The 21495-nt window shown below is 32.4% G+C and carries 21 protein-coding genes; 8 read left to right on the top strand and 13 right to left on the bottom strand.

The window, feature by feature from the left end; genetic code table 11:
* Window positions 1-6: 6 nt before the first annotated feature.
* Window positions 7-636, top strand: a complete 630-nt coding sequence (locus tag B3C18_RS10465; RefSeq protein ID WP_026730588.1) for a response regulator transcription factor — start codon at window positions 7-9, stop codon at window positions 634-636.
* 87 nt (window positions 637-723) lie between these two features.
* On the opposite strand, the gene dnaG is transcribed toward B3C18_RS10465, so the two are convergent.
* The 4 genes from dnaG to B3C18_RS10445 all read right to left on the bottom strand — a co-directional run bounded on the left by dnaG (window position 724) and on the right by B3C18_RS10445 (window position 5576).
* On the bottom strand, window positions 724-2790 hold the full coding sequence (dnaG, locus tag B3C18_RS10460) for a DNA primase (RefSeq protein ID WP_291146391.1): 2067 nt from the start codon (window positions 2788-2790) through the stop codon (window positions 724-726).
* A 130-nt stretch (window positions 2791-2920) separates the two neighbouring features.
* On the bottom strand, window positions 2921-3949 hold the full coding sequence (locus tag B3C18_RS10455) for a hypothetical protein (RefSeq protein ID WP_291146389.1): 1029 nt from the start codon (window positions 3947-3949) through the stop codon (window positions 2921-2923).
* A gap of 351 nt (window positions 3950-4300) precedes the next feature.
* Window positions 4301-5029, bottom strand: coding sequence for a hypothetical protein (locus B3C18_RS10450; protein ID WP_291146387.1), 729 nt, complete (start codon window positions 5027-5029; stop codon window positions 4301-4303).
* Window positions 5016-5576: an RNA polymerase sigma factor gene (locus tag B3C18_RS10445; protein ID WP_291146385.1), complete on the bottom strand. Its 561-nt coding sequence runs from the start codon at window positions 5574-5576 to the stop codon at window positions 5016-5018. The genes B3C18_RS10450 and B3C18_RS10445 overlap by 14 nt, the downstream gene beginning before the upstream one ends.
* Before the next feature lie 270 nt (window positions 5577-5846).
* Here B3C18_RS10445 and B3C18_RS10440 point away from each other — a divergent pair, with 270 nt between their 5' ends.
* The gene (locus tag B3C18_RS10440; RefSeq protein WP_291146383.1) at window positions 5847-7694 is read left to right on the top strand and encodes a hypothetical protein; all 1848 of its coding nucleotides are present in this window, start codon (window positions 5847-5849) and stop codon (window positions 7692-7694) included.
* A gap of 45 nt (window positions 7695-7739) precedes the next feature.
* Here the strand turns inward: B3C18_RS10440 and B3C18_RS10435 are convergent, their stop codons facing one another.
* A complete protein-coding gene (locus B3C18_RS10435; protein WP_291146381.1) occupies window positions 7740-8717 on the bottom strand; it encodes a polyprenyl synthetase family protein in 978 nt (325 codons plus the stop codon).
* Window positions 8718-8876: 159 nt separating this feature from the next.
* Here B3C18_RS10435 and B3C18_RS10430 point away from each other — a divergent pair, with 159 nt between their 5' ends.
* Window positions 8877-9737 (top strand): hypothetical protein, encoded by an 861-nt coding sequence (locus tag B3C18_RS10430; protein ID WP_291146379.1) that lies wholly within the window; start codon window positions 8877-8879, stop codon window positions 9735-9737.
* A 354-nt stretch (window positions 9738-10091) separates the two neighbouring features.
* On the opposite strand, the gene rlmN is transcribed toward B3C18_RS10430, so the two are convergent.
* On the bottom strand, window positions 10092-11144 hold the full coding sequence (rlmN, locus tag B3C18_RS10425) for a 23S rRNA (adenine(2503)-C(2))-methyltransferase RlmN (RefSeq protein WP_291146377.1): 1053 nt from the start codon (window positions 11142-11144) through the stop codon (window positions 10092-10094).
* Between the two features lie 211 nt (window positions 11145-11355).
* Here rlmN and B3C18_RS10420 point away from each other — a divergent pair, with 211 nt between their 5' ends.
* The 4 genes from B3C18_RS10420 to B3C18_RS10405 all read left to right on the top strand — a co-directional run bounded on the left by B3C18_RS10420 (window position 11356) and on the right by B3C18_RS10405 (window position 14171).
* Window positions 11356-11949 (top strand): YceI family protein, encoded by a 594-nt coding sequence (locus B3C18_RS10420; protein WP_291146375.1) that lies wholly within the window; start codon window positions 11356-11358, stop codon window positions 11947-11949.
* Window positions 11950-12166: 217 nt separating this feature from the next.
* The gene (locus B3C18_RS10415; RefSeq protein WP_291146373.1) at window positions 12167-12532 is read left to right on the top strand and encodes a hypothetical protein; all 366 of its coding nucleotides are present in this window, start codon (window positions 12167-12169) and stop codon (window positions 12530-12532) included.
* Between the two features lie 114 nt (window positions 12533-12646).
* Entirely contained in the window at window positions 12647-13288 is a 642-nt protein-coding gene (locus B3C18_RS10410) for an O-methyltransferase (RefSeq protein ID WP_291146371.1), read from the top strand.
* Window positions 13289-13445: 157 nt separating this feature from the next.
* On the top strand, window positions 13446-14171 hold the full coding sequence (locus B3C18_RS10405; RefSeq protein WP_291146369.1) for a phytanoyl-CoA dioxygenase family protein: 726 nt from the start codon (window positions 13446-13448) through the stop codon (window positions 14169-14171).
* A gap of 230 nt (window positions 14172-14401) precedes the next feature.
* On the opposite strand, the gene B3C18_RS10400 is transcribed toward B3C18_RS10405, so the two are convergent.
* From B3C18_RS10400 to B3C18_RS10370, 7 genes are all read right to left on the bottom strand, one after another.
* Window positions 14402-14965 (bottom strand): phosphatase PAP2 family protein, encoded by a 564-nt coding sequence (locus B3C18_RS10400; protein ID WP_291146367.1) that lies wholly within the window; start codon window positions 14963-14965, stop codon window positions 14402-14404.
* A 1-nt stretch (window position 14966) separates the two neighbouring features.
* The gene (locus tag B3C18_RS10395; RefSeq protein ID WP_291146365.1) at window positions 14967-15326 is read right to left on the bottom strand and encodes a Sec-independent protein translocase subunit TatA/TatB; all 360 of its coding nucleotides are present in this window, start codon (window positions 15324-15326) and stop codon (window positions 14967-14969) included.
* A 104-nt stretch (window positions 15327-15430) separates the two neighbouring features.
* Window positions 15431-17668, bottom strand: coding sequence for a M1 family metallopeptidase (locus B3C18_RS10390; protein ID WP_291146363.1), 2238 nt, complete (start codon window positions 17666-17668; stop codon window positions 15431-15433).
* A 67-nt stretch (window positions 17669-17735) separates the two neighbouring features.
* Window positions 17736-18242: a DUF6702 family protein gene (locus B3C18_RS10385; RefSeq protein ID WP_291146361.1), complete on the bottom strand. Its 507-nt coding sequence runs from the start codon at window positions 18240-18242 to the stop codon at window positions 17736-17738.
* Window positions 18242-18991 (bottom strand): hypothetical protein, encoded by a 750-nt coding sequence (locus B3C18_RS10380; RefSeq protein WP_053472065.1) that lies wholly within the window; start codon window positions 18989-18991, stop codon window positions 18242-18244. Before B3C18_RS10380 ends, B3C18_RS10385 begins: the two co-directional genes overlap by 1 nt.
* Complete coding sequence (locus tag B3C18_RS10375) at window positions 18981-19709, bottom strand: carboxypeptidase-like regulatory domain-containing protein (RefSeq protein ID WP_291146359.1); 729 nt, start codon at window positions 19707-19709, stop codon at window positions 18981-18983. Before B3C18_RS10375 ends, B3C18_RS10380 begins: the two co-directional genes overlap by 11 nt.
* Window positions 19696-20463, bottom strand: a complete 768-nt coding sequence (locus B3C18_RS10370) for a carboxypeptidase-like regulatory domain-containing protein (RefSeq protein ID WP_291146357.1) — start codon at window positions 20461-20463, stop codon at window positions 19696-19698. Before B3C18_RS10370 ends, B3C18_RS10375 begins: the two co-directional genes overlap by 14 nt.
* Before the next feature lie 165 nt (window positions 20464-20628).
* Between B3C18_RS10370 and pepE the strand changes: the two genes are divergently transcribed.
* Window positions 20629-21336: a dipeptidase PepE gene (pepE, locus tag B3C18_RS10365; RefSeq protein WP_291146355.1), complete on the top strand. Its 708-nt coding sequence runs from the start codon at window positions 20629-20631 to the stop codon at window positions 21334-21336.
* Window positions 21337-21495: the final 159 nt, after the last annotated feature.

The raw sequence follows: 21495 nt of genomic DNA, 5'->3' as shown, positions 1-21495 counted from the left end.
AAAATTATGATTAAAGTATGTCTTGCAGACAATCATCCTGTGACTCACTTTGGCGTTAAGTCTTATTTCAAAGACCACGATCAAATTTCAATTGTTGCCAACGTAGGCAATTTTTCAATGGTTAGAGATATTCTTCAAACGAAGGAAATCGACATCCTAATCTTAGATCTAGAATTAGAAGGACTTTCAAGTATCTTCGAAGTTAAATCAATCTTGAAAAATTTCCCGAAGACAAAAATTGTAATTTTCAGTGACCTAGCTGAGCAAATGTATGCTCCAAATGCTATTAAAGCAGGAGTATCCGGGTATGTGCACAAAACAGAAAAACTTGAAACTTTAGGTCTTTCTATTATTAAAGTACACGAAGGGAAAATTATCATCAACGAAACAGTTCGCAAAAACATGGCCCTTATTGCTAAACAAAGCAAGAGCGAACGTTTGTACAGAAAACTTTCTAACCGTGAAATCGAGGTTTTACGTTATTTAAGTGATGGTAAGAAAAACAATGAGATTTCTAAAATCTTAAATCTGAACGAGAAAACGATCAGTACTTACAAACTAAGATTATTAACTAAATTAAATGTTACTAATTTAGTAGACTTAGTAAATAAGGCTAAGACTTTAGAAATTATTTAATTTGATGGTATCCTGATTCGCTTAGGCCAGAATCATCGACCATAAAAAAAGCTCTATATTGTTTATCACTATAGAGCTTTTTGATTTTTATCCGCCATGGTAAGGAACTACTACCCTTCCTAGCTTTTTAGAGAAATTATTCAATAATTTAGAATAATCTACTACCATCATCAATAATTCTGAATTATCTTCTTGTGGATCAGAAATAAGTGAATTTTTTAATTCATGAATAAGTTTTGAAACCAAAAACCATCTCATAGAAAATATAGTATCAGAAACATTTTGTTCGATGGTTTCGTTTTTATGTTTCGGAAAAATATTCTGTCCTTCCCAGTTATGAATGTTTACTTTTTCATCTTCCATTAAAATATTGGTTACTTCCTGCGCAAAATCAGGTTGTAAGTGCATCAAATATTTATCAAGACTAAAAGCTTCATTTTGATTATAGAATTCAATAATATTGGTGTAAATATTTTGAAATAACGTATTTGATAATTCTACTTCATCCTCCTGAAGACTTAAATAGACTTTTTCAAAAACCCTGTATTTTCGTTTTTCACTGACTTCTTTAACATTTCCTTCTTCATCTGCTTTCAGGAAAACATCTTCAAAATCTTCTTCTACACTTCCGTAAAGCAATAATATTTCAATAATTTTTCTTTCGAAACCGTATAAGATATCTACTTTCTCCTGCTCTGCCGGATATCCAAAATCGCCCGGATAATCATCTGGCGGTCCATTTCTTGGATCTTCGGGATCTCCTCCAGAATAATTGGCATTTTTTGAAGGCTGATTTCTAACAATATCAAAAGGTTTTTGTTCCTGCTTTTGTTTTTTATTAGCGTCTGCAAGATCTTTTTGAATTAACTGCGCAAGCGTACTTACCAAAACCTGCTCCGAAATGTCCATAATTCGGGCACATTCCTGAATATATACTTCACGCTGAATACGGTCTGGTATTTTAGAAATACTAGTTACCATATCACGAATCAAATCTGCTTTTTTGATTGGATCGTTTTTAGCTTCATTCATCAAGATCGAAGCCTTAAACTGTATAAAATCTTTACTGTTTTCTTCTAAATAAGCAACTAATGCATCATGTGAATTTTTGCGGGCAAAACTATCAGGATCATCTCCATCAGGAAAAGTACAAACTCTAACATTCATACCTTCTTCCAAAATCAAATCGATTCCTCGAATAGAAGCTCGTAATCCGGCAGCGTCACCATCAAAAAGTACCGTAATATTTTTCGTCAAACGATTAACCAATCGAATTTGATCTGGCGTTAAAGCGGTTCCTGAAGAAGCTACAACATTCTCAATTCCGGCTTGATTAAATTGAATAACATCAGTATAACCTTCCACCAAATAGCAATTATTTTGTTTTGCGATTGATTGTTTTGCCTGATAAATTCCGTAAAGCACTTTACTTTTATGGTAAATATCACTTTCGGGTGAATTGAGGTATTTTGCTGCTTTTTTATCGTTGGTTAAAATACGTCCTCCAAAGCCTAAAACACGCCCCGACATACTATGAATTGGGAACATTACACGCCCTTTAAAACGGTCAAAAGGACGGTCTTCTCTGGCAATTGTTAAACCTGTACTTTCCAGAAATTCTAATTTATAGCCTTTTCCTAGTGCTTCTTTCGTCAATGCATCCCAGGTTTCTGGTGAATATCCTAAATTAAATTTTTTGATCGTTTCGGCAGTAAATCCTCTTTCTTTAAAATAAGATAAACCGATGGCTTTTCCTTCTTCGGTATTAGCCATAACATCCTCAAAATACTTTGCAGCAAATTCTGAAACCAGATACATACTTTCACGAACATCCGTCATTGCCTTTTCAGCATCTGTCTGTTCGGTTTCTTCGATTTCAATATTGTATTTTTTGGCTAAATAACGAATGGCTTCGGGATAAGTAAAATGCGAGTGTTCCATCAAAAAAGCAACTGAATTCCCGCCTTTTCCGGAACTAAAATCTTTCCAGATTCCTTTTGCAGGTGAAACCATAAACGAAGGCGAGCGCTCATCAGAGAAAGGGCTCAAACCTTTGTAGTTACTTCCTGCGCGCTTTAAATTGACAAAATCACCAATAACCTCCTCAACGCGAGCAGTTTCAAAAACAGAATCTATTGTACTTTGTGAAATCAAAACGTAATTTATTTTTTAAAAATTATAGCTTGTAAAAGTACATAAATCAATCTTGAATTTTTAGAATTTAAAATAAAAAAAGTGCCTCTTTCGAAGCACTTTTTCTACTAACTAAACTCAAACTTTATTCTCAATTCAAATCAAGACGCAATCCTAAAGAAACATTATTTTCTTTGGTTAAATTATCCTGAAATATGGGATTTAAATCGTATTTAAAATACAAACTCAATTCTCTGTAACCAATGTAAGAACTCAAACCGTAGATAAAATTATTTACATTATAATCACCTTTAATTGTGGTTTTATATTTTAAATCGTCTTCTTCAAATTTTAAAATCTGCTTTGATTTTACATTGATTCCGGCGTAACCTCCCACTCCAAAACGGAAACTTTTATGTGTTTTGAAATATTTTTTCCCGTTGTTTTCGCCTGCTTTTGTAAAATCAAATTCTAAGTGAACCGGAGCAACCAAATACACGTTTCTAAAACGAGATTCTGTCAAATGAACCGGATTTTCTACCAAATTGGTTTGATCGCCGTCTACTACAAAACTTCTGTTATCTGTTGGGCGAATATTATTATACATTAACGAAAGTCCGTATTTTGCATGCAGCAGATTATCGTTTTTCATTAATCTTGAGTTATAGGTAAAACCCCATTCGTAAAAATGCGAACCCATAAAACGGTAATTTGAATCTTGTAGTTTTCCGTCGATCATTGTATTGTTTAAACCCATTGCAAATACAAATTGTGATGTTGTTCTTTTTTCGCCGTGAATAGAATCTTTATCATGTCTGTTAGATTTCCATCGAATCATGTAGACTTTAGAAGAATCTTCCTTGATTTTTCCGTCGACTTTTTGCTGAACCAAATCATTCAGTTCGTTTTGTGCCAAAGTCACTTTTTCTTCTATAATTACAGCACGGGCTTCTGCCAATTCTTTTTTGCGTTTATCAGCTTGTTCTTGTGTAATTTTTCCTTCTGATAATTGAATATTTACGGCTTCAATTTCTTGTTTTAAGGTTTCTTTTTCTTCTTTGGTAATCTTTTCAATCTTATTGGCAATTTGCTTTGCTCTTGATTCAAAGGTTTCCTGCCCCAGTACTTTACTTACGAATAAGAAAACGAGGATTACGAGGTAAATGGTAAAATTTTTCATGATTGATTTTTTAATTTGATTGTGATTGATGATGATTTTTTTAATTGTGAATTGTTAATTATTAATGGTAAATTTTTTATTCTGTCTCCATCGGGTTAAAACCCGACGCTACAATATGAATCGTTCCTTCGGAACTGAAAACCTATATTCTATTTTCTTGCTTTTTTATTGCATCTCCATCGGGTTGAAAACCCGACGCTACAATATGAATCGTTCCTTCGGAACTGAAAATCTATATTCCTATTTCTCGCTTCTTTATTGCATCTCCATCGGGTTGAAACCCGACGCTACAATATGGATCGTTCCTTCGGAACTGAAAATCTGTACTTTTGTTTCTTGTTTCTTGCTTCTTTATTCTTTCTCCTGCTGATTTCTGTTTGCTAAAGCGACTTTTACGGTTTGATAGTTTTTGTTGACTTTTGTAATTACTTTTTCTCTAAACGAAAGTTCTAATTCGCCATCGACTTGATTCAGTAAATCAGAAGCATTGATTTTTACTTTTGATTTTTTTACTGAACTTTGAGCCAAAACGGTTTTTTCGGCCGCTTCGAGTAATTGATCTGTGTTCTCTTTTTTAGGATTTTCGGTAATTGCGATTGGATTTGTATTTGATTGTTTTTCTTGATTATTTTTGATGATGACTGAAGACTCCGCTATTTGATTTGATTCATTTTTAATGGTTTTATTTGGTGTTTGATTAGAGTTATTTTCTTGTTTATTTGATTTTTGCGCTGCAGTTTCTGTTGGAGATTTTTCGGCAATTACAATTTCAGTTTGAACGGATTCAACTTTATTCAAAACTGGTTTAGCAACAGAATCTTTTTTAATATTCTCTTCAATTACAACAGTTTTAGGTGTTTCAATCGCATCTTTCTTTTGATTGAAAAAGAAAGTTCCAACTAATAAAAATCCAACAATACTGGCGGCAATGTATAGCCATTTTCTATTTTTTCTTGGTTTTTTAGTTTCTTCTGCAACACTCAACATCGCATCTAATCGGTCCCAGGCTTTTTCACTTGGTTCAATTTTGCGTTGGTTTAGTTTTTCACGGAAATCCTTTTCAAAATTATTCGGTTCCATTATCTTGTTTTTTTAGAATAGTAATTTGTGTTTGCAGCATTTTCCTGGCGTGCGATAATTGCGATTTTGATGTTCCTTCATTAATTCCTAACATCTTGGCAATCTCATTATGTTTATATCCTTCAATAGCATATAAATTGAAAACCATTTTATAACCGTCCGGCAGAGCATCAATTAAAAACTGAATCTGATCAACGGTAAACTGACTGTCGATTTCGTTGAAACTTTCTTCTGTAAAAAATTCATCTTCGGTAAATTTTACTTTTTTCTGAACTCTTAAATAAGAAATACATTCGTTAACTATAATTCGGCGAATCCAGCCTTCAAAACTTCCTTTATGTTCAAAGTTTTTCAGATTCGTAAATACTTTCATGAAAGCTGTAATCATTACATCTTCTGCCAGCTGAATATCTTTTATATATTGTCGGCAGACACTTAACATTTTCGAAGAAAACTTACTGTAAATCTGCTGCTGTGCTTGTCGATTATTTTCGACAGCAAGCTTTATGATTTTAGTTTCTTCTTGATGTAAATGAATAATTTTCATTAATAAGCTTTTCGGTTTTGGTTTAGAAACAGACTTCTATTAGCATAGACGCATGTCGATTTGAAATGGTTGCATGAAGGTGAGAAAAAATCAATTATACTCTTTTGCAAAAACCAACAAACAATGAATATTTATCTATATTTTAATATTATTTTGATTAAAAAAATAATTAATTAGATAAAAAAATATCAAAATAAAAATTTATCAATCAATTTTTAGCATATTTTTATAGTGCTTAAATTTTTAATAAAAAATTAATAATTAAATTGTATGTGGGTAACGAGAAAAGATAATTGGCATAAAGATATGACCCCTTTTGAAAAATTCTTATCTGAAAGAATAATACAGCGATGTGATTATGAAGAATCTATATCAAAAAAGCATCGTACAATAAATGGTTATACTCAACTAAAAGAACTTGTTAAACTTTGTGAACTATCATTTAAAAGAATAAGAACAAACAGAAATCTTTCCTCTGTTTTGTTAGAAGCTCGATCAACTTTTATAAAACAAAACATTCGCCAAGACTTAATCATTGAAACATATTTTACTGATTTAAAAGATTTCATAATAAATTACGATGTAAAAAAAATAAATTCTGATACAGCTGCAAAAGACTTAACAGAAATTAGAGCCTTATCTCATCAACTTAAAATATTTGAGGTACAATTAGACAAATATTATTACTCTTCCTTAATAAAAGAATTAACAAAAATTAATTATCATGATCTATCCCATCCGCACATAACTTTAAAACGCTTATCATTATTAATAGACATCTATATATCTTTAATGCTCTACAATGGATATTCCATTTCCTCAATTAATGAAGTATTACGAAGATGGATAGAAAAAAAATATCGAATTACTGTAAATCGAATAATTACATTTTTCAACTTTCATCCAGAAAACTATACTTTTTTGATTCGGATTGGAAAGGAAATCAAAGAAACAACGGATTTTATAAATCTTATAAAAGAATCTAAATCAATTGAAATATTAAAAGTTTCCGAAATTACTGAAAATTTACCCACATACAAAAAAATGAGAAAAAGTGATATGGTATTAAGGTACGATGCTAGTACTATTGATCCAAATGCTCATATAAGAAGTCAATATGACATTCTTTTAAAGAAATTAGTTATAGGAAGAGATCGTAAAACGTTAGTACCCTTTACAGATTATTTTAAAGACAATTTTTGGAAAAGAGAAAACAATAAAAGATTTACCAGGGCAACAATTAATGGTGATCCAATAAGTGTTCCTTCTAGAAAAAATACTTTACGAGATTCATTAATCAGAAATACAGAAATAGTTTTTGATAATGAATCAGAAATAAAATATCCCGAAAACCCAATTCTCCAAAAAAGTATATATTACTACAATCTAGCTTTAGGCTCTAAATCCATAGAAAATTCTCTTTCATTATTATGGACCTCATTAGAAACAGTTTTACCTTATAGAATTTTTAATAGCGATATTGAGAGTATAAAACATATTTTGGGAAAATCGCTAAGTATTGGTGCTATCGCAAGAGATTTCAATTCATTAATAGAAAGAATAAAAAATTTAAACAAACAGAATGGAAACTGTTTTATTTCCTTAGACATAAATGAATTTGAAGATTTTTCGACTCCAAAAGGGCAATTACAATGGTATGAGTGGTTGCTTGATAATAGCGATATCGAAAATAGATTTAGAAGTTTGAGTGAATGTTCTGAACTTTTGGCATATGAATATTTAGATTTTGCCAAACCAATTAGTGAAGGAAAATTAAAATGGATATCTAATCGTATAAATAGTTCAAAGCAGTCTATCGAGCATCAGCTACAAAGGATATATTTACATAGAAACCAAATTGTTCATTCGGGAGATATGATTAATGAGTACTCAAATTTGTGGCTTCATTTAGAATGGTATGTTGGTAAAATACTTTACTACTCATTATTAAAAACGGAATTAAGTAATCAAAATTGTACTATAGAAAATATATTTAGGGAACTAGAAGCAGAATATGACTATATAACATCATACATGAATAAAAATGAAAGCAAAAAATGTAAAGATTCTGACCGAATAATGAAATCCTTATTAGAACAAAATTGGCAAGCAAGTTAACATTTCGCTTTTAGAAACTTAAATCTATTTCATATTTAAAAAACATTACTTTTTCCTCTCAATTACATAATTCACCATCAAAGTCAAAGCAGCTTTATACTCTGAATCTTCAAAGTTTTGGAGAAGTGAAAGTGCTTCCTGCTGGAATTGCACCATTTTGTTTTCGGCGTAAGCCAAACCATTATTATCTTTTACAAAGGCAATAACTTCTTTTACGCGTTTTTTGTCTTTGTTGTGGTTTTTGATGGAGTTTATCAACCACTTTTTTTCCTGTGGAGTACAGGTATTTAAAACGTGAATTAAAGGCAAAGTCATTTTTTGCTCTTTAATATCGATTCCGGTTGGTTTTCCGATAGCTTCTTCGCTGTAATCAAATAAGTCGTCTTTAATCTGGAAAGCCATTCCGATTAATTCGCCAAATTTGCGCATATTCTCCACTTGAATATCATCTTCAATTACCGATTTTGCGCCAAGAGCACAACAAGCCGCAATAAGTGTCGCGGTCTTTTTTCGGATGATTTCATAATAAACATCTTCGGTAATGTCGAGTCTGCGGGCTTTTTCTATTTGAAGTAATTCACCTTCGCTCATTTCGCGAACGGCTACAGAAATGATTCGGAGTAAATCAAAGTCACCATTATCGATAGAAAGCAGTAATCCTTTTGAAAGTAAATAATCTCCAACTAAAACAGCAATCTTGTTTTTCCAAAGTGCATTTATAGAGAAAAATCCACGGCGGCGATTACTGTCGTCCACCACATCATCATGCACCAAAGTTGCCGTATGGATCAATTCAATAACCGAAGCACCTCGATACGTTCTTTCGTTTACAATGCCGCCAGAAACCATTTTTGCTGTCAAGAAAACAAACATCGGACGCATTTGTTTTCCTTTTCTGTTTACAATATAATAGGTGATTCTGTTTAGCAACGCAACCTTTGAAGTCATCGATTCGTGAAACTTTTTTTCAAAAAGTTCCATCTCGGTAATAATAGGCTGTTTTATTTGTGAAGTAATATTCATTTCGATTTCAAATATACTATTTTAAATAAAAAAACGTTGTCTATTTTATGTTAGTATATCTATAAATATGCACTAATTTAAAAAAAACAATCCAAAAACACCTCAATCTAATAACTAATTTGAATTCATTGAAAAGTAAAACCAAAAAAACTATTTATTATGAAAACAAAATTTTTATTAATTGGTACCTGTATCGCTTTATCATTATTTACAAGTTGTAATTCTGATGAAAACACAAATGACGGAACTAGTAAGGTCATTACTAACGACGAAATAATTGCAAATTCTAAAATAGACGCCTCTATTGAAGATGTTACGAATATTGCTGAAGATCAGTTTATCTCTCAGGTAAACGTTAACAGCAAACCTTCTGGAAACATAAAACACTTTTTGCCTGAATGTGCTGTTATTACAACAGTTTTAACGAATAATACTTTTACAAAAACAATAGATTTTGGCGTTGATGGCTGTATGCTTGATAACGGGAATACGGTAAAAGGAAAAATGGTAGTTTCATTTTCTAATGATTTTTCGGCTTCTACACAAACGATCAGTTATACATTTGAAGGTTTTTATCATAATGGTAAAAAACTTCAAGGAAGCAAAAGCATTATTAGAACGGTAAAATCGACTGATTTATTGGCAGAAGCGCATCCGGTTTTAACTGCCGCAATTGATTTGACTATTACTTTTGATGACGGAAAGGTTTATATCAGAAAAGGTTCTTTAGTAAAAGAAATGACTGCCGGTTACAACACTTGGTTCAATTGGGAAGATAATGTTTTTATAGTGACTGGAAGCGGTACTACAACTTTACCAAACGGAGATACTTATGCTGCAGAAATTACGACTCCTCTGGAATTTAAAGCTTCATGCAGAAAATCTTTTCCAGTAAAAGGAGTTGTTGAAATAACTAAAAATGAGGCTTCGGCTACTATTGATTATGGCAATGGAGATTGCGATACTCTGGCTTCTGTAACAAAAGACGGCGTAACAGAAGAAATAGATTTGAAAAAATAAGATCCCTTTTTGCCCACAAAAAAAGCATTAAAAACAAGATTTCAGCCTTGTTTTTAATGCTTTTTTTAATTTTTATAATATCGTAAATTTTACATTTATATGTAGTCCCTACGGGACATTCTCTACGTTTTAATCATTATTTTTCTACCGATCTGTAACTCCTAACGGAGTATATGTTTACCAACTCTATTGGAATATCTCGGAGAGATTAAATATCGGTAGGCAAAACATTGCCCGATATTGCTTGTTCTGTAGGGACTAGCTACCTATTTGTAACTCCTAACGGAGTATATCTCGTAGAGATTATATATCGGTAGACAACATTTGCGCGATACCACTTTTGTCCCGTAGGGACTAAACGGCATCCGCTTCTTTGTTTGCCAATTGTCCGCAAGCTGCATCAATATCTTTTCCGCGGCTGCGACGCACTTTTACAACAACTCCAATATTTTCTAACGCTTTTATATAAGCTAAAATAGATTCTTCTGAAGCTTGTTGAAATTCTCCATCATCAATTGGATTGTATTCAATTAAATTGACTTTACACGGTACGTATTTACAGAATTTTACCAACGCATCAATCGAAGCTTTATCGTCGTTGATTCCTTTCCAAACTACATATTCATATGAAATTTTGCTTTTGGTCTTTCTGTACCAATATTCTAATGCTTCACGCAAATCTTTCAAAGGAAAGTTTTTACTAAAAGGCATAATCTTAGCGCGGGTTTCATCAATTGCGGAATGCAGGGAAACTGCTAATTTGAATTTCACATCATCATCGGCCATTTTCTTGATCATCTTCGGAATTCCTGATGTCGAAAGCATAATACGCTTTGGCGACATTCCTAATCCTTCTGGCGATGTAACCATATCGATCGCTTTAATGACATTATTATAATTCATTAAAGGTTCGCCCATTCCCATAAAAACAATATTCGAAAGCGGATGATTGTGGTACAAACGGCTTTCTTTATCAATTGCCAAAATCTGATCGTAGATTTCTCCCGGCTCCAGATTTCGCATTCTTTTTAAACGTGCAGTTGCACAGAAATTACAATCTAAACTACACCCAACCTGACTTGAAACACAAGCTGTTGTTCTGGTTTCTGTTGGAATTAAAACCGATTCTACAACTAATCCGTCGTGCAGGCGGACCGCATTTTTAACTGTTCCGTCGCTGCTTCTCTGCATGGTATCAACCTTAATATGATTGATAACAAAATTTTCTTCAAGCATAGAACGTGTTGTTTTAGCAACATTCGTCATATCCTCAAAACTGTGTGCTCCTTTGCTCCAAAGCCATTCATACACTTGATTTCCACGGAATGCTTTGTCATTATTTGCGACAAAAAAATCTCGTAACTGATCTTTTGATAAGGCTCTTATGTCTTTTTTCTCGATTTGCATGCTGCAAAGTTAATCACTTTTGTCATTTTTTTGAATGATTCTTAAATTAAACCTTTACTATAATAATATAATATAATCTTAACCATGATTTTTATCAGTTCTTTTACTATTCGTTCGCAATAAATTTGATCTAAGAAAAAGACAGGAATTTATAATCAAACCCAAAATGAATTATGAACTGATCTTAGATTTAACTAAATACCACAAACAAATGAAAACGATCAAATCAATTTTATTAGCAGTAGTAATTCTATTTTCATTACAAGTAAATGCGCAGCGAAAATATACCCTCACAAAATCGACTTTTGAAGTTGCAGGAACTTCTAATATACACGATTGGGTTATGAAATCTACAGAAGGAACCGGCGGCGCCTATTTAACTATCACAGATTCTAAAATAACTGATATTAAAAATTTGACAATTACATTATTAGCCGAAAGTATTAAAAGCAGTAAAACCAGTATGGATGATGTCGCTTACGAATCTTTAGATATCAAAACACATAAAAACATTAGATATGTTTTAAAATCTGCTGATAAAGTAAACGAAACAATGTGGGTTTTAACCGGAACTTATACTATTGCCGGAGTTAGTAAAGATTTCAAAACACAAGTAAAAGTAACTACCTATGATAATGGTAATTTTGTATTACAGGGTTCTAACAAAATGACTTTTACTGATTTTGAAATGACACCTCCGTCTGCTGCACTTGGAGTTGTAAAAGCGGGTAAAGAATTAACTGTATTTTTCAATATTACTTTAACCGATTTTGCAAAAAGCGAAAATGTTTTAGTTATCAACTAACGTAAATTAAACAAATACAACACGTTTAATTTTATCAAAAAATAATTTTTCTAAAAATTTAAGTCTTCAGTTCTAAAAAGGAAAAATTTGGCACAAGAATTGTCTTGCACTCAAAAGAAAAGTAATCTTACAAAGCGCGCCATAATTTTAAAATTTGTATTTTTATTATTCCACTTTATAACCTTTTAAATTTTATAACCTAAAAAGACAATTTATTATGAAAAAACAAATTTTAAGTTTCGCTGTTGTTGCATTATTAGCTTTGGGATTACAATCTTGCGAAAAGAAAGAGCCTAAACCTGCAGATGAAGAATTAACTCTTGGAAACAAAGTTGACTCTCTAACAACAGATATTGAAGAAGTTAAAGACAGCGCTGTAAGCAAAACAGAAAATGCTGCTGAAAAAGCAAAAGATGCTACTGAAAATGCCGTTCAGGATGTAAAAGACGGAGCTAAAAAAGCGGCAACCGATGTAAAAGATGCTACTAAAAAGGGAGCTGAAAAAGTTGAAAATGCTGCAAAAGCTGCAAAAGACGGAACTGTGAAAACAGCTAAAGAAGTAAATGAAGCTTTGAAAAAATAATTTTCAAATTAGAACTAAAAACAGAAAGCCATTCGCCTAAACGAATGGTTTTTTTATGCAAAATAGTCAGCGGATATTTTTTGTATTTTTGCATTCAATTAGAACAACTATAAGATGCATTTTATATCACAAGAATTAGAAGATTATATCGAGCAGCATTCTGAAAATGAGCCAGAATTATTAGCCAAACTTAATAAAGAAACGTACCAAAAAATACTTTTACCAAGAATGTTAAGCGGTCATTTTCAAGGCCGTGTTTTAAGCATGCTGTCAAAATTAATACGTCCGGTAAATATTCTTGAAATCGGGACTTACACCGGTTATGCTGCGCTTTGTTTATGCGAAGGAATGCAGGAAAATGGGCAATTGCATACTATTGATATTAAGGAAGAATTAATTGATTTTCAAAGAAAGTATTTTGATGCATCGCCTTGGGGAAATCAAATTTTTCAGCATTTAGGCGAAGCAATTGATATTATCCCAACTATTGATATAAAATTTGATTTGGTATTTATTGATGCTGATAAGGAAAATTACCTCAATTACTGGGAAATGATTGTTCCAAAGATGAATAAAGGCGGTATTATTTTATCTGATAATGTTTTGTGGAGCGGAAAAATCCTAGAACCGGTTCACCCAAATGATGTTAGCACAAAAGTACTTTTAGAATATAATCAGCTTTTGAAAGATGATCCAAGAGTAGAAACGGTTTTATTACCAATCCGTGATGGATTGACAGTAAGCAGAGTATTGTAATCTCATTTTTGTCATTTCGACGAAAGGAGAAATCGCACTAGAAATTCCACAAAGAAAATCGTCAATCTTTGTCGAGCAACTTGTGCGATTTCTCCTTTCGTCGAAATGACAAACCTTGGGTTCTACTTCTATAAAAAAATTCAACAAGAATTTAATCATGAATTACAGCACCGAAATAAACTCTGAAGGTTTTGCAATAATAAACAATGTTTATACTGAAAATGAAATCAAAAAACTGATTTCATTAATCGAAAATGTAACCGAAAATGATTCTGACAATGCTACTTTTAGAAAATCTCAGGATTTATTTGCCATCAGACAATTTCATAAAGAAGTGCCTGAAACCTTAGATTTTATTTTCAATCAAAATTTAAAAAATATTATTGAATCTAATTTTGGAAAAGGATACTTCATTACCAAATCGATTTACTTCGATAAACCAGAAAAATCAAATTGGTTTGTGGCTTATCATCAGGATTTAACTATTTCTGTAGATAAAAAAATGGAAGCCGAAAATTTTGAAAATTGGACTGTAAAACAAAATCAGTTTGCGGTTCAGCCGCCGAAAGAAATTTTAGAAGATAATTTTACCATTAGAATTCATATTGATACCACTACAAAAGACAATGGCGCTTTAAAAGTTATCAATAATTCCCATTCAAAAGGAATTTTGAGAATCGAAACTCTGGATTTTGAAAACGAAACAGAAACAATCTGCGAAGTCGAAAAAGGCGGAATCATGATTATGAAACCTTTATTATTTCACGCTTCAAACAAAACCACAAACAACGAAAGAAGAAGAGTTATTCATATCGAATTCAGCAAACAAGAACTCCCTTCCGGATTAGAATGGAGTGAAAGAAAAATTCTTGAAAATAATTAAAACGATTTCAAGAATATTGTAAAATAAAAATTTCAATAGCCTCCAGCTTCAGCTGGAGATAATAAAGCTAAAAAAAGAAAAAGGCTTTAGCCAAATACTTAGTGTATTTTGGCTAAAGCCTTCTTAATTTGATCTATAAAATCTCCAGCTAAAGCTGGAGGCAATTTATCTAAATTCTATATGAAAAAACTTAGAAACTTAGCATCTTAGAGTCTCAGAACCTTTAAAAATTATCCCGGAAAATACTGCGGTTTCAACCTTCTGTAAGCCAAAAAGATTAAGAAACCGAAAAGAGCTCCAAAGAAATATCCTGTTAGAATGTCTCCCGGATAATGTAATCCTAAATAAATTCGGCTATAAGCGAAAATTAAAGGCCATAAGAATAAAAAGCCTAAATATTTAAAGTGGCGTTTTAAAGCCAAATATAAGAAAGTAGCAACAGCCATTGTATTTGCAGCATGCCCTGAAAAGAAACTAAAAGAATTTCTAATTATTAGAATTCTTAAATCTGCCTTTATATCGGGATTATTACAAGGGCGTAAACGCTGAAAAGTATGTTTAAACAGATTACAAGTCTGATCTGTAAAAGCAAGCAAAATTGCTACAAAAAGTAATATGTACAAAGTTTGCTTTCCTCCTATCTTTTTATAAATAAGATAAAACAACAATAAAAAGAATGGAGTCCAATACACCTGTTCGGTAATAATCAGCCAGAATTTATCATATGTTTCAGAACCTAAACCGTTTAGATATACAAGCAAATTGATATCTAATTTTTCAATTTTTTCAAGCATATTATTTTTGGCGTTTTATAGGTCCCGAAAGTGATTCAATGTCTTCTTTTACCTGGTCGATTTCTGTGGCAGTTTCACCTAACAGATTACTGGATAAATTAGTAGTATCACCTAACAAATTAGATTTTGCATCATTAATTTGTGCGTTAATATTACCCGTAATATCAGTCAAAGATTTCGTGTCAAGACCATTGGCCTCTGCACCTTTTTGAATTTCACTTTTTATATCGTTGGTTGCATTTTTTAACTGCGCCATCGCTTTACCCATTGTACGGGCAATTTCCGGCACTTTGTCTGAACCAAAAAGCATTAGTACTATAAACAGTATGAAAACTAATTCTCCTCCTCCTATACCAAACATATCTTTTATTTTTGTTGTGCCACAAAGATATTAAATTTTGAAGCGCACAGTTTTAAAATTTACTTAAAAAAAAAGACTCTTTTCAGAGTCTTTTTAGTTTGTTCTTAGTCAAATTTTGATTTTTGTTCAACCTTTGGCCATGAATTATTCGTTACATCGATATCCGCCGTTAGTAATTTTGGATCTATCTGAATGCTTTTTACAGCTTTTGTAGTTGCATAAACTTTTTTAGCTGTCTCATTACTTTTTCTCCAAATTTGTGCCGGATATTGGTAATTATCTTTTGTACCATCTTCATAAGTAATTTCAACAAGAATTGGCATAATCATCCCGCCTGGTCTATTGAATTCAACTTCATAAAAATATTTAGGCGATTTGATGCTTGCTTTTTCCTCAGCGCTAAAAGTCTGGTTCACATAATCAGCCAATGGTTTTACATCTTCTAATTTTAATGCTTTTTTGCTTGAAGCACTAACTTCCGGATTATCTCCTGAAACTAAGTAAACAAAAGGACCTTTTTCGAATCCAAAACGACCTTTTCTCACTTTTACATCTTTGATATCAGCAGTTGGAGTTTCAGAAACATAATATTGTTTTACATCTTTAATTCCAATGTCTACAAAATCAGTTGAATAAAACCATCCTCTAAAAAACCAATCTAAATCTACTGCAGATGCATCTTCCATTGTTCTAAAGAAATCCTCTGGAGTTGGATGTTTAAATTTCCATCTGTTTGCGTATGTTTTAAATGCATAATCAAACAATTCTCTTCCCATAACTACTTCTCTTAAAATATTAAGACCTGTAGCTGGTTTTCCGTAAGCGTTATTGCCAAATTGGTGAATCGTTTCAGAGTTAGACATAATTGGCTCTAAGAATTTCTGATCACCGCTCATATAAGGAACAATATTTTTTGCAGGTCCGCGTCTTGAAGGGAAAGTTGGATCTAATTCCTGTTCTGCTAAATATTCTAAAAATGAATTTAAACCTTCATCCATCCAAGTCCATTGACGCTCATCAGAGTTTACAATCATTGGGAAGAACGTGTGTCCAACTTCGTGAATAATAACCCCAATCATTCCGTTTTTAACCTCTTTAGTCGTAACACCGTTTTCATCAGGACGACCAAAATTCCAGCAAATCATTGGATATTCCATTCCCTGATCTTCTGCAGAAACAGAAACCGCTTTTGGATAAGGATAATCAAAAGTATGAGAAGAATAGCTTTTTAAAGTGTGTGCAACTGTCAATGTTGAAGTTTCTCCCCAAAGTGGGTTTGCTTCTTTTGGATAAACAGATTCTGCCATAACAGTTCTGCCGCCAATTTTTACAGCCATTGCATCGTAAATGAATTTTCTAGAAGAAGCAATTCCGAAATCACGAACATTTTTAGCACTGAATTTCCATGTTTTTTTCTTTTCAGAAAAACCTTTTTCAGCTGCTTCAGCTTCAGCCTGAGTTACAATAACAACAGGTTTATCAAATGATTTTTGAGCCTGCTCGTAACGTTTCACTTGTTCTGCTGTAAAAACTTCGCTTCTGTTTGTTAATTCTCCTGTCGCATCAATAACGTGATCTGCAGGAACTGTAATATTTACATCAAAGTTTCCAAAAGGAAGAGCAAACTCTCCGCTTCCCCAGAACTGCATATTCTGCCATCCTTCAACATCGTTGTAAACCGCCATTCTAGGATAGAATTGTGCAATTACATATAATTTATTACCGTCTTTTTCGAAAAATTCATAACCAGAACGTCCGCCTTCTTTTCTGTAATTGTTGATGTTATACCACCATTTTATAGAAAATGAAATTTTTTCTCCCGGTTTTAAAGGCGCAGCCAAATTAATACGCATCATCGTTTCGTTGATCGTATAAGACATTGGAGCTCCTTTTGCGTCTTTTATCTGTTCGATATTAAAACCGCGCTCTAAATCTTTTTTCAAATATTTAGATGAAAAACCATCAAGAGCTAAAACCTGATTGATTTTTTCTCCTTCTGCTAAAGAAGTCTGTCCATTTGCTCTCGCTTGATTTTGATCTAACTGAACCCATAAATACTCTAAAGTATCTGGTGAATTGTTAGAATATGTGATCGTTTCAGCACCCGTTAATTTTGAATTTTTATCATCTAATTCAACATCAATTTTATAATCTGCCTGTTGTTGGTAATAAGCAGGTCCCGGTGCTCCAGAAGCTGTACGAAACATGTTTGGTGTTGCCAGCAAATCGTACATCTGGCTGAATTTGTTTGTGTCGTAACTGCCTTGCTGCTTAGGTGTCGCAGCTTTTTCCTGAGCAACTAACATTGCAGGAAAAATTAATAATAATGAAAGCTTTTTCATAAAAGTCTAATGGTAATTTTTGTCAGGGTGTGAAAATAACAATTAAAATATTAATTTAACATATTAATTAATACTTTAACAATTCTTTCCTTGAAGATTCTGTAAAGAGGACACTTCTTTTAGTACCAAATGCTGAAATATGTGTAATATTCTGCTGTTCAGAACTCCAGTCCACAAGTAGAGTATTTGAAATTTCGATCGATTTAAATTTATCGATATCTTTTATTCGCGAATAACAGATTAAAACATCGTCACTTTCCACTTCTTTTGACAAAAAAGTAATCGGTTTTGATTGTCCGTTTATCTTAATAGTGAAATTTTCAGCAAGATATTTTTTTAACAAATCAAGATCTGCCGGAGTTTCCTTTTCTGTTCCTACGAAAGTTTTTTTATGGTATTTTTTCTCCAGTGCATTATTCAAATCATCAACAAAAATGCGGGATGTAATTTGAATCATTTTTTTTTCTGCCGCATATTCAACCTGAAAAACACCCACATAAAATTTATGAAATGCAAAGGAAGAAAGCGATAGAAACAATATCCCGATTAAAGGATAAATCAATATTTTTTTCATTATTGAGAGGCATTCACTTTTTTAAATTCAGCATTTTTGTTGATTAAAAAATCAATCAACTCAAATTTTTGATCTTCATTAAGATGTCTTTTTGATTCCGGATCATTAGAGCAGAACATCAAAAACAAATCAACTTCGTCTTTTTTCAAACCTAAGGTTTTAGTAAAGAAATCAGGTTTAAAATTGGCTTTAGAATATTCGACAAAGGCAATATCCGTGATTTCTTCTTCTTTTACATCATTCTTAGAAAGAAGTTTTTTAACATCTTTAAAAATTCTCACGAAATCCATTCCGTATTTAATCGTTTGATCAGAATACATTACCGTATTTTTTGCAGTCGACAGTTTATCGTCTTCAAACTGCATATCAACATATTTCTGTGAATTTTTATCTAACGATTGTACTTTTAAATCTTTACGAACCACCACTTCTTTTAATTCATTACTTACCAAATCTAAAGGCACAGAAAAAAGTATTTGCGCACAGTCTTTTTCAGTTAAAACAATTTTTTTAGACTGAAAAGCCAAACCGGTAAAAACTAAAGTGTCTTTTGGCTGGGCCAAAATATCAAACAATCCGCCCGGACCAATAAAAGTTCTGGATTTTGCATTAATATTCATAACATAACCACTTTCTATAGCAAGTGATTTGTTTGTAACCTGACCGTGCAGCGACCTTCTTAAGCCATTTTGCCCAAGCATTATTTGACAAAATAAGCAAACAACGAATACTCCTAGTTTATTTTTCATTTTCGAGAATTATTAGATATTTTCGAGCTAACTCTGTTATTAAAAACATACTCATTGTTTTATTCTTTGTATTCAAAGATACGGCAAATTCGGCATCATCCACACAATATAATTGAAATCCTTTGATATCATCTACCGGAATTTTTAATCTTTCGGTATAATAATTTTCATCAAAAAGATACTCAATTTTTCTGAAAAGCATCTCCTTTTTTTCCACATTTACCTCTTTTTTTAACATTGCGGTACGCCCTGAAATTTTATTGAGGATTTTATCTATAGAAGTAGAAGTTGCAGTATACACTTTTCGTTCTGCAGGGGTATATGTTTTTTGACCATGCGGAACTATTCCTAAATTTTCAGTCGTAATTCCATGATTGTCATTCACTTTAACTTCTTTCAATTCAATCTCTTTTGCCGTCATTTTAATCACGAGCACACTTAAAGTTAAATCCTCGGCAGAAATTCGGCGTTTATAAGGCTCTAAATTTACTGCTGAAAAAACCAAAACATCACCTTCTTTAACCACAATAGAAAACCTCCCGTCGGCATCAGAAATAGTCGAAACTTGTGTCGTGTTATTAATAATATTCACTCCGTCAACCGAAGTAGTTTTTTCGAAGATTTGTCCTAAAATTTCTTTAGAAGATGCATTTTGCCCAAAACCAATTTGAACAAAAAATAGAATTAAAATTATATGTAGGGTATTATTTAACTTCACTCGCAATTATTTCTTTATACTTTACCGCTAATTCGCCTAGCAAAAATTCGGTTGAAGTTTTATTTTTAGAGTTCAAAATATTTGTAAACTGCTTATTTTCGACAGCGTAATATTCAAAACCTTTTACATATTCTGCCGGAATTTTTAAGCGTTCTACAAAATGTTCCAGCGTAAACATTTTCTCTAAAAGCCTCATGAAAAATTCCTTCTGCTCTACTTCCACTTCTTTTTTCAGCATTGCCGTTCGGCCTGAAAAAAAGTTAAAAAGAGGATCTGCAGAAATTGACCCGCCTACCATTCCTGTAGCACTTGCTGTAGCATCTAAAGCTGTAGCAGTACGTAATTTTCTTTCGGCTTCTGTATATGATTTTTGTCCCGCCGGAACAATTCCCAGAGAAACAGCGTTTATATTATCGTATCTTTTTACAATAACTTCCTGCAATTGATGCACGACTAAACTCATCCTTACGGTAAAATTCAAATCGGTAAAATTTTCGCAGGCAAGAGAAACCCTGTTTTCTTTAAACTGAATCGAAGAAAAAATAAGCACATCATCCGGTTTTGCCATAATAGAAAAGGCTCCGGATGCATCAGTAGTCGTCATAACCTCAGTTTGAGAATTGACAACATACACTCCTTCCAAATCATTTGTATTTGCCGTAATTTTCCCGTTTATAATCGTACGTTCCTGATTTTGAGACCAGGAATTCTGACTTATAACTGCAACTAAAAAAAATACAATATTCTTTGTCAAAATGAAAATATTAGGGAATTATTAAAAAGGTAAAAATATCCTAATGTCTTCCAAATTTAGTATTAATGAGTTGGTAAAAATATGTTAATTAAACTGCAATATCTCAATTATATTAGACAGACTTTTTTTTAATATCTTTATCAAATAGAATTTGAGTTTAGAATTATGAAAAGCATTATCATCGCCAGCACATCTACACTGCACGGCGGCAGTTATTTAGATTATTTACTACCTACGTTACAATTACATTTTAAAAACTGTACCACTGTTTTATTTATTCCGTACGCACGACCTGGCGGAATATCCCACGAAGAATACACCAAAAAAGCAGCAGAAGTATTTGCTTCTATAAATATTAAACTTCAGGGAATTCATGAATTTGAAAGCCCCGAAAAAGCCATACAAAATGCCAAAGGTTTTTTTACCGGCGGCGGAAACACTTTTTTGCTTGTTTCACAGCTATATAAAAACAACATTATGCAATTGCTTGCCGAAAAAGTTAAAAGCGGAACTCCATATTTAGGAACAAGTGCCGGAAGTAACATTTGCGGTTTATCAATGCAGACTACGAACGATATGCCTATTATTTATCCGCCGAGTTTTCAAACTTTAGGATTGATTCCGTTTAATTTGAATCCGCATTATTTAGATCCAGATACGAATTCACAGCATATGGGCGAAACACGCGAAACCAGAATTAAAGAATTCCATGCTTTTAATGCAATTCCGGTTTTAGGTTTAAGAGAAGGAAGCTGGCTGGAAGTAAAAGGAGATAAAATAACTTTGAAAGGTTCTCTAAAAGCAAGACTCTTCAAACAAAACCAAACTCCAGAAGAACTAGAACCAGAAAGCGATTTAAGCGGTTTAAAATAAAGTTTTCCACCATATAAGTTATATAAGTTCATTTAAAAAAAGCTTGACAAAAAACTTATAATAACTTATATCACTTATATGGTTTAAAAAAATAACAGAAACAAAAAAGCCTCAAACAATGTTTGAGGCTTTTGAAGAGCGAAAGACGAGGCTCGAACT

Source organism: Flavobacterium sp. UBA7680, from assembly GCF_002482975.1.
Taxonomy (GTDB): Bacteria; Bacteroidota; Bacteroidia; order Flavobacteriales; family Flavobacteriaceae; genus Flavobacterium.
Note: the sequence above shows the minus strand (reverse complement) of the source record. Positions and strands in the feature narration are given on the sequence as shown.

Coding starts and splice junctions, on each gene's coding strand:
- pepE (WP_291146355.1), top strand. CDS start 20,629: ATGAAAAGCATTATCATCGCCAGCACATCTACACTGCACGGCGGCAGT.
- B3C18_RS10400 (WP_291146367.1), bottom strand. CDS start 14,965: ATGCTTGAAAAAATTGAAAAATTAGATATCAATTTGCTTGTATATCTA.
- B3C18_RS10415 (WP_291146373.1), top strand. CDS start 12,167: ATGAAAAAACAAATTTTAAGTTTCGCTGTTGTTGCATTATTAGCTTTG.
- B3C18_RS10455 (WP_291146389.1), bottom strand. CDS start 3,949: ATGAAAAATTTTACCATTTACCTCGTAATCCTCGTTTTCTTATTCGTA.
- rlmN (WP_291146377.1), bottom strand. CDS start 11,144: ATGCAAATCGAGAAAAAAGACATAAGAGCCTTATCAAAAGATCAGTTA.
- B3C18_RS10380 (WP_053472065.1), bottom strand. CDS start 18,991: ATGAAAAATAAACTAGGAGTATTCGTTGTTTGCTTATTTTGTCAAATA.
- B3C18_RS10440 (WP_291146383.1), top strand. CDS start 5,847: ATGTGGGTAACGAGAAAAGATAATTGGCATAAAGATATGACCCCTTTT.
- B3C18_RS10420 (WP_291146375.1), top strand. CDS start 11,356: ATGAAAACGATCAAATCAATTTTATTAGCAGTAGTAATTCTATTTTCA.
- B3C18_RS10465 (WP_026730588.1), top strand. CDS start 7: ATGATTAAAGTATGTCTTGCAGACAATCATCCTGTGACTCACTTTGGC.
- B3C18_RS10405 (WP_291146369.1), top strand. CDS start 13,446: ATGAATTACAGCACCGAAATAAACTCTGAAGGTTTTGCAATAATAAAC.
- B3C18_RS10395 (WP_291146365.1), bottom strand. CDS start 15,326: ATGTTTGGTATAGGAGGAGGAGAATTAGTTTTCATACTGTTTATAGTA.
- B3C18_RS10390 (WP_291146363.1), bottom strand. CDS start 17,668: ATGAAAAAGCTTTCATTATTATTAATTTTTCCTGCAATGTTAGTTGCT.
- B3C18_RS10410 (WP_291146371.1), top strand. CDS start 12,647: ATGCATTTTATATCACAAGAATTAGAAGATTATATCGAGCAGCATTCT.
- B3C18_RS10450 (WP_291146387.1), bottom strand. CDS start 5,029: ATGGAACCGAATAATTTTGAAAAGGATTTCCGTGAAAAACTAAACCAA.
- B3C18_RS10435 (WP_291146381.1), bottom strand. CDS start 8,717: ATGAATATTACTTCACAAATAAAACAGCCTATTATTACCGAGATGGAA.
- B3C18_RS10445 (WP_291146385.1), bottom strand. CDS start 5,576: ATGAAAATTATTCATTTACATCAAGAAGAAACTAAAATCATAAAGCTT.
- B3C18_RS10385 (WP_291146361.1), bottom strand. CDS start 18,242: ATGAAAAAAATATTGATTTATCCTTTAATCGGGATATTGTTTCTATCG.
- B3C18_RS10430 (WP_291146379.1), top strand. CDS start 8,877: ATGAAAACAAAATTTTTATTAATTGGTACCTGTATCGCTTTATCATTA.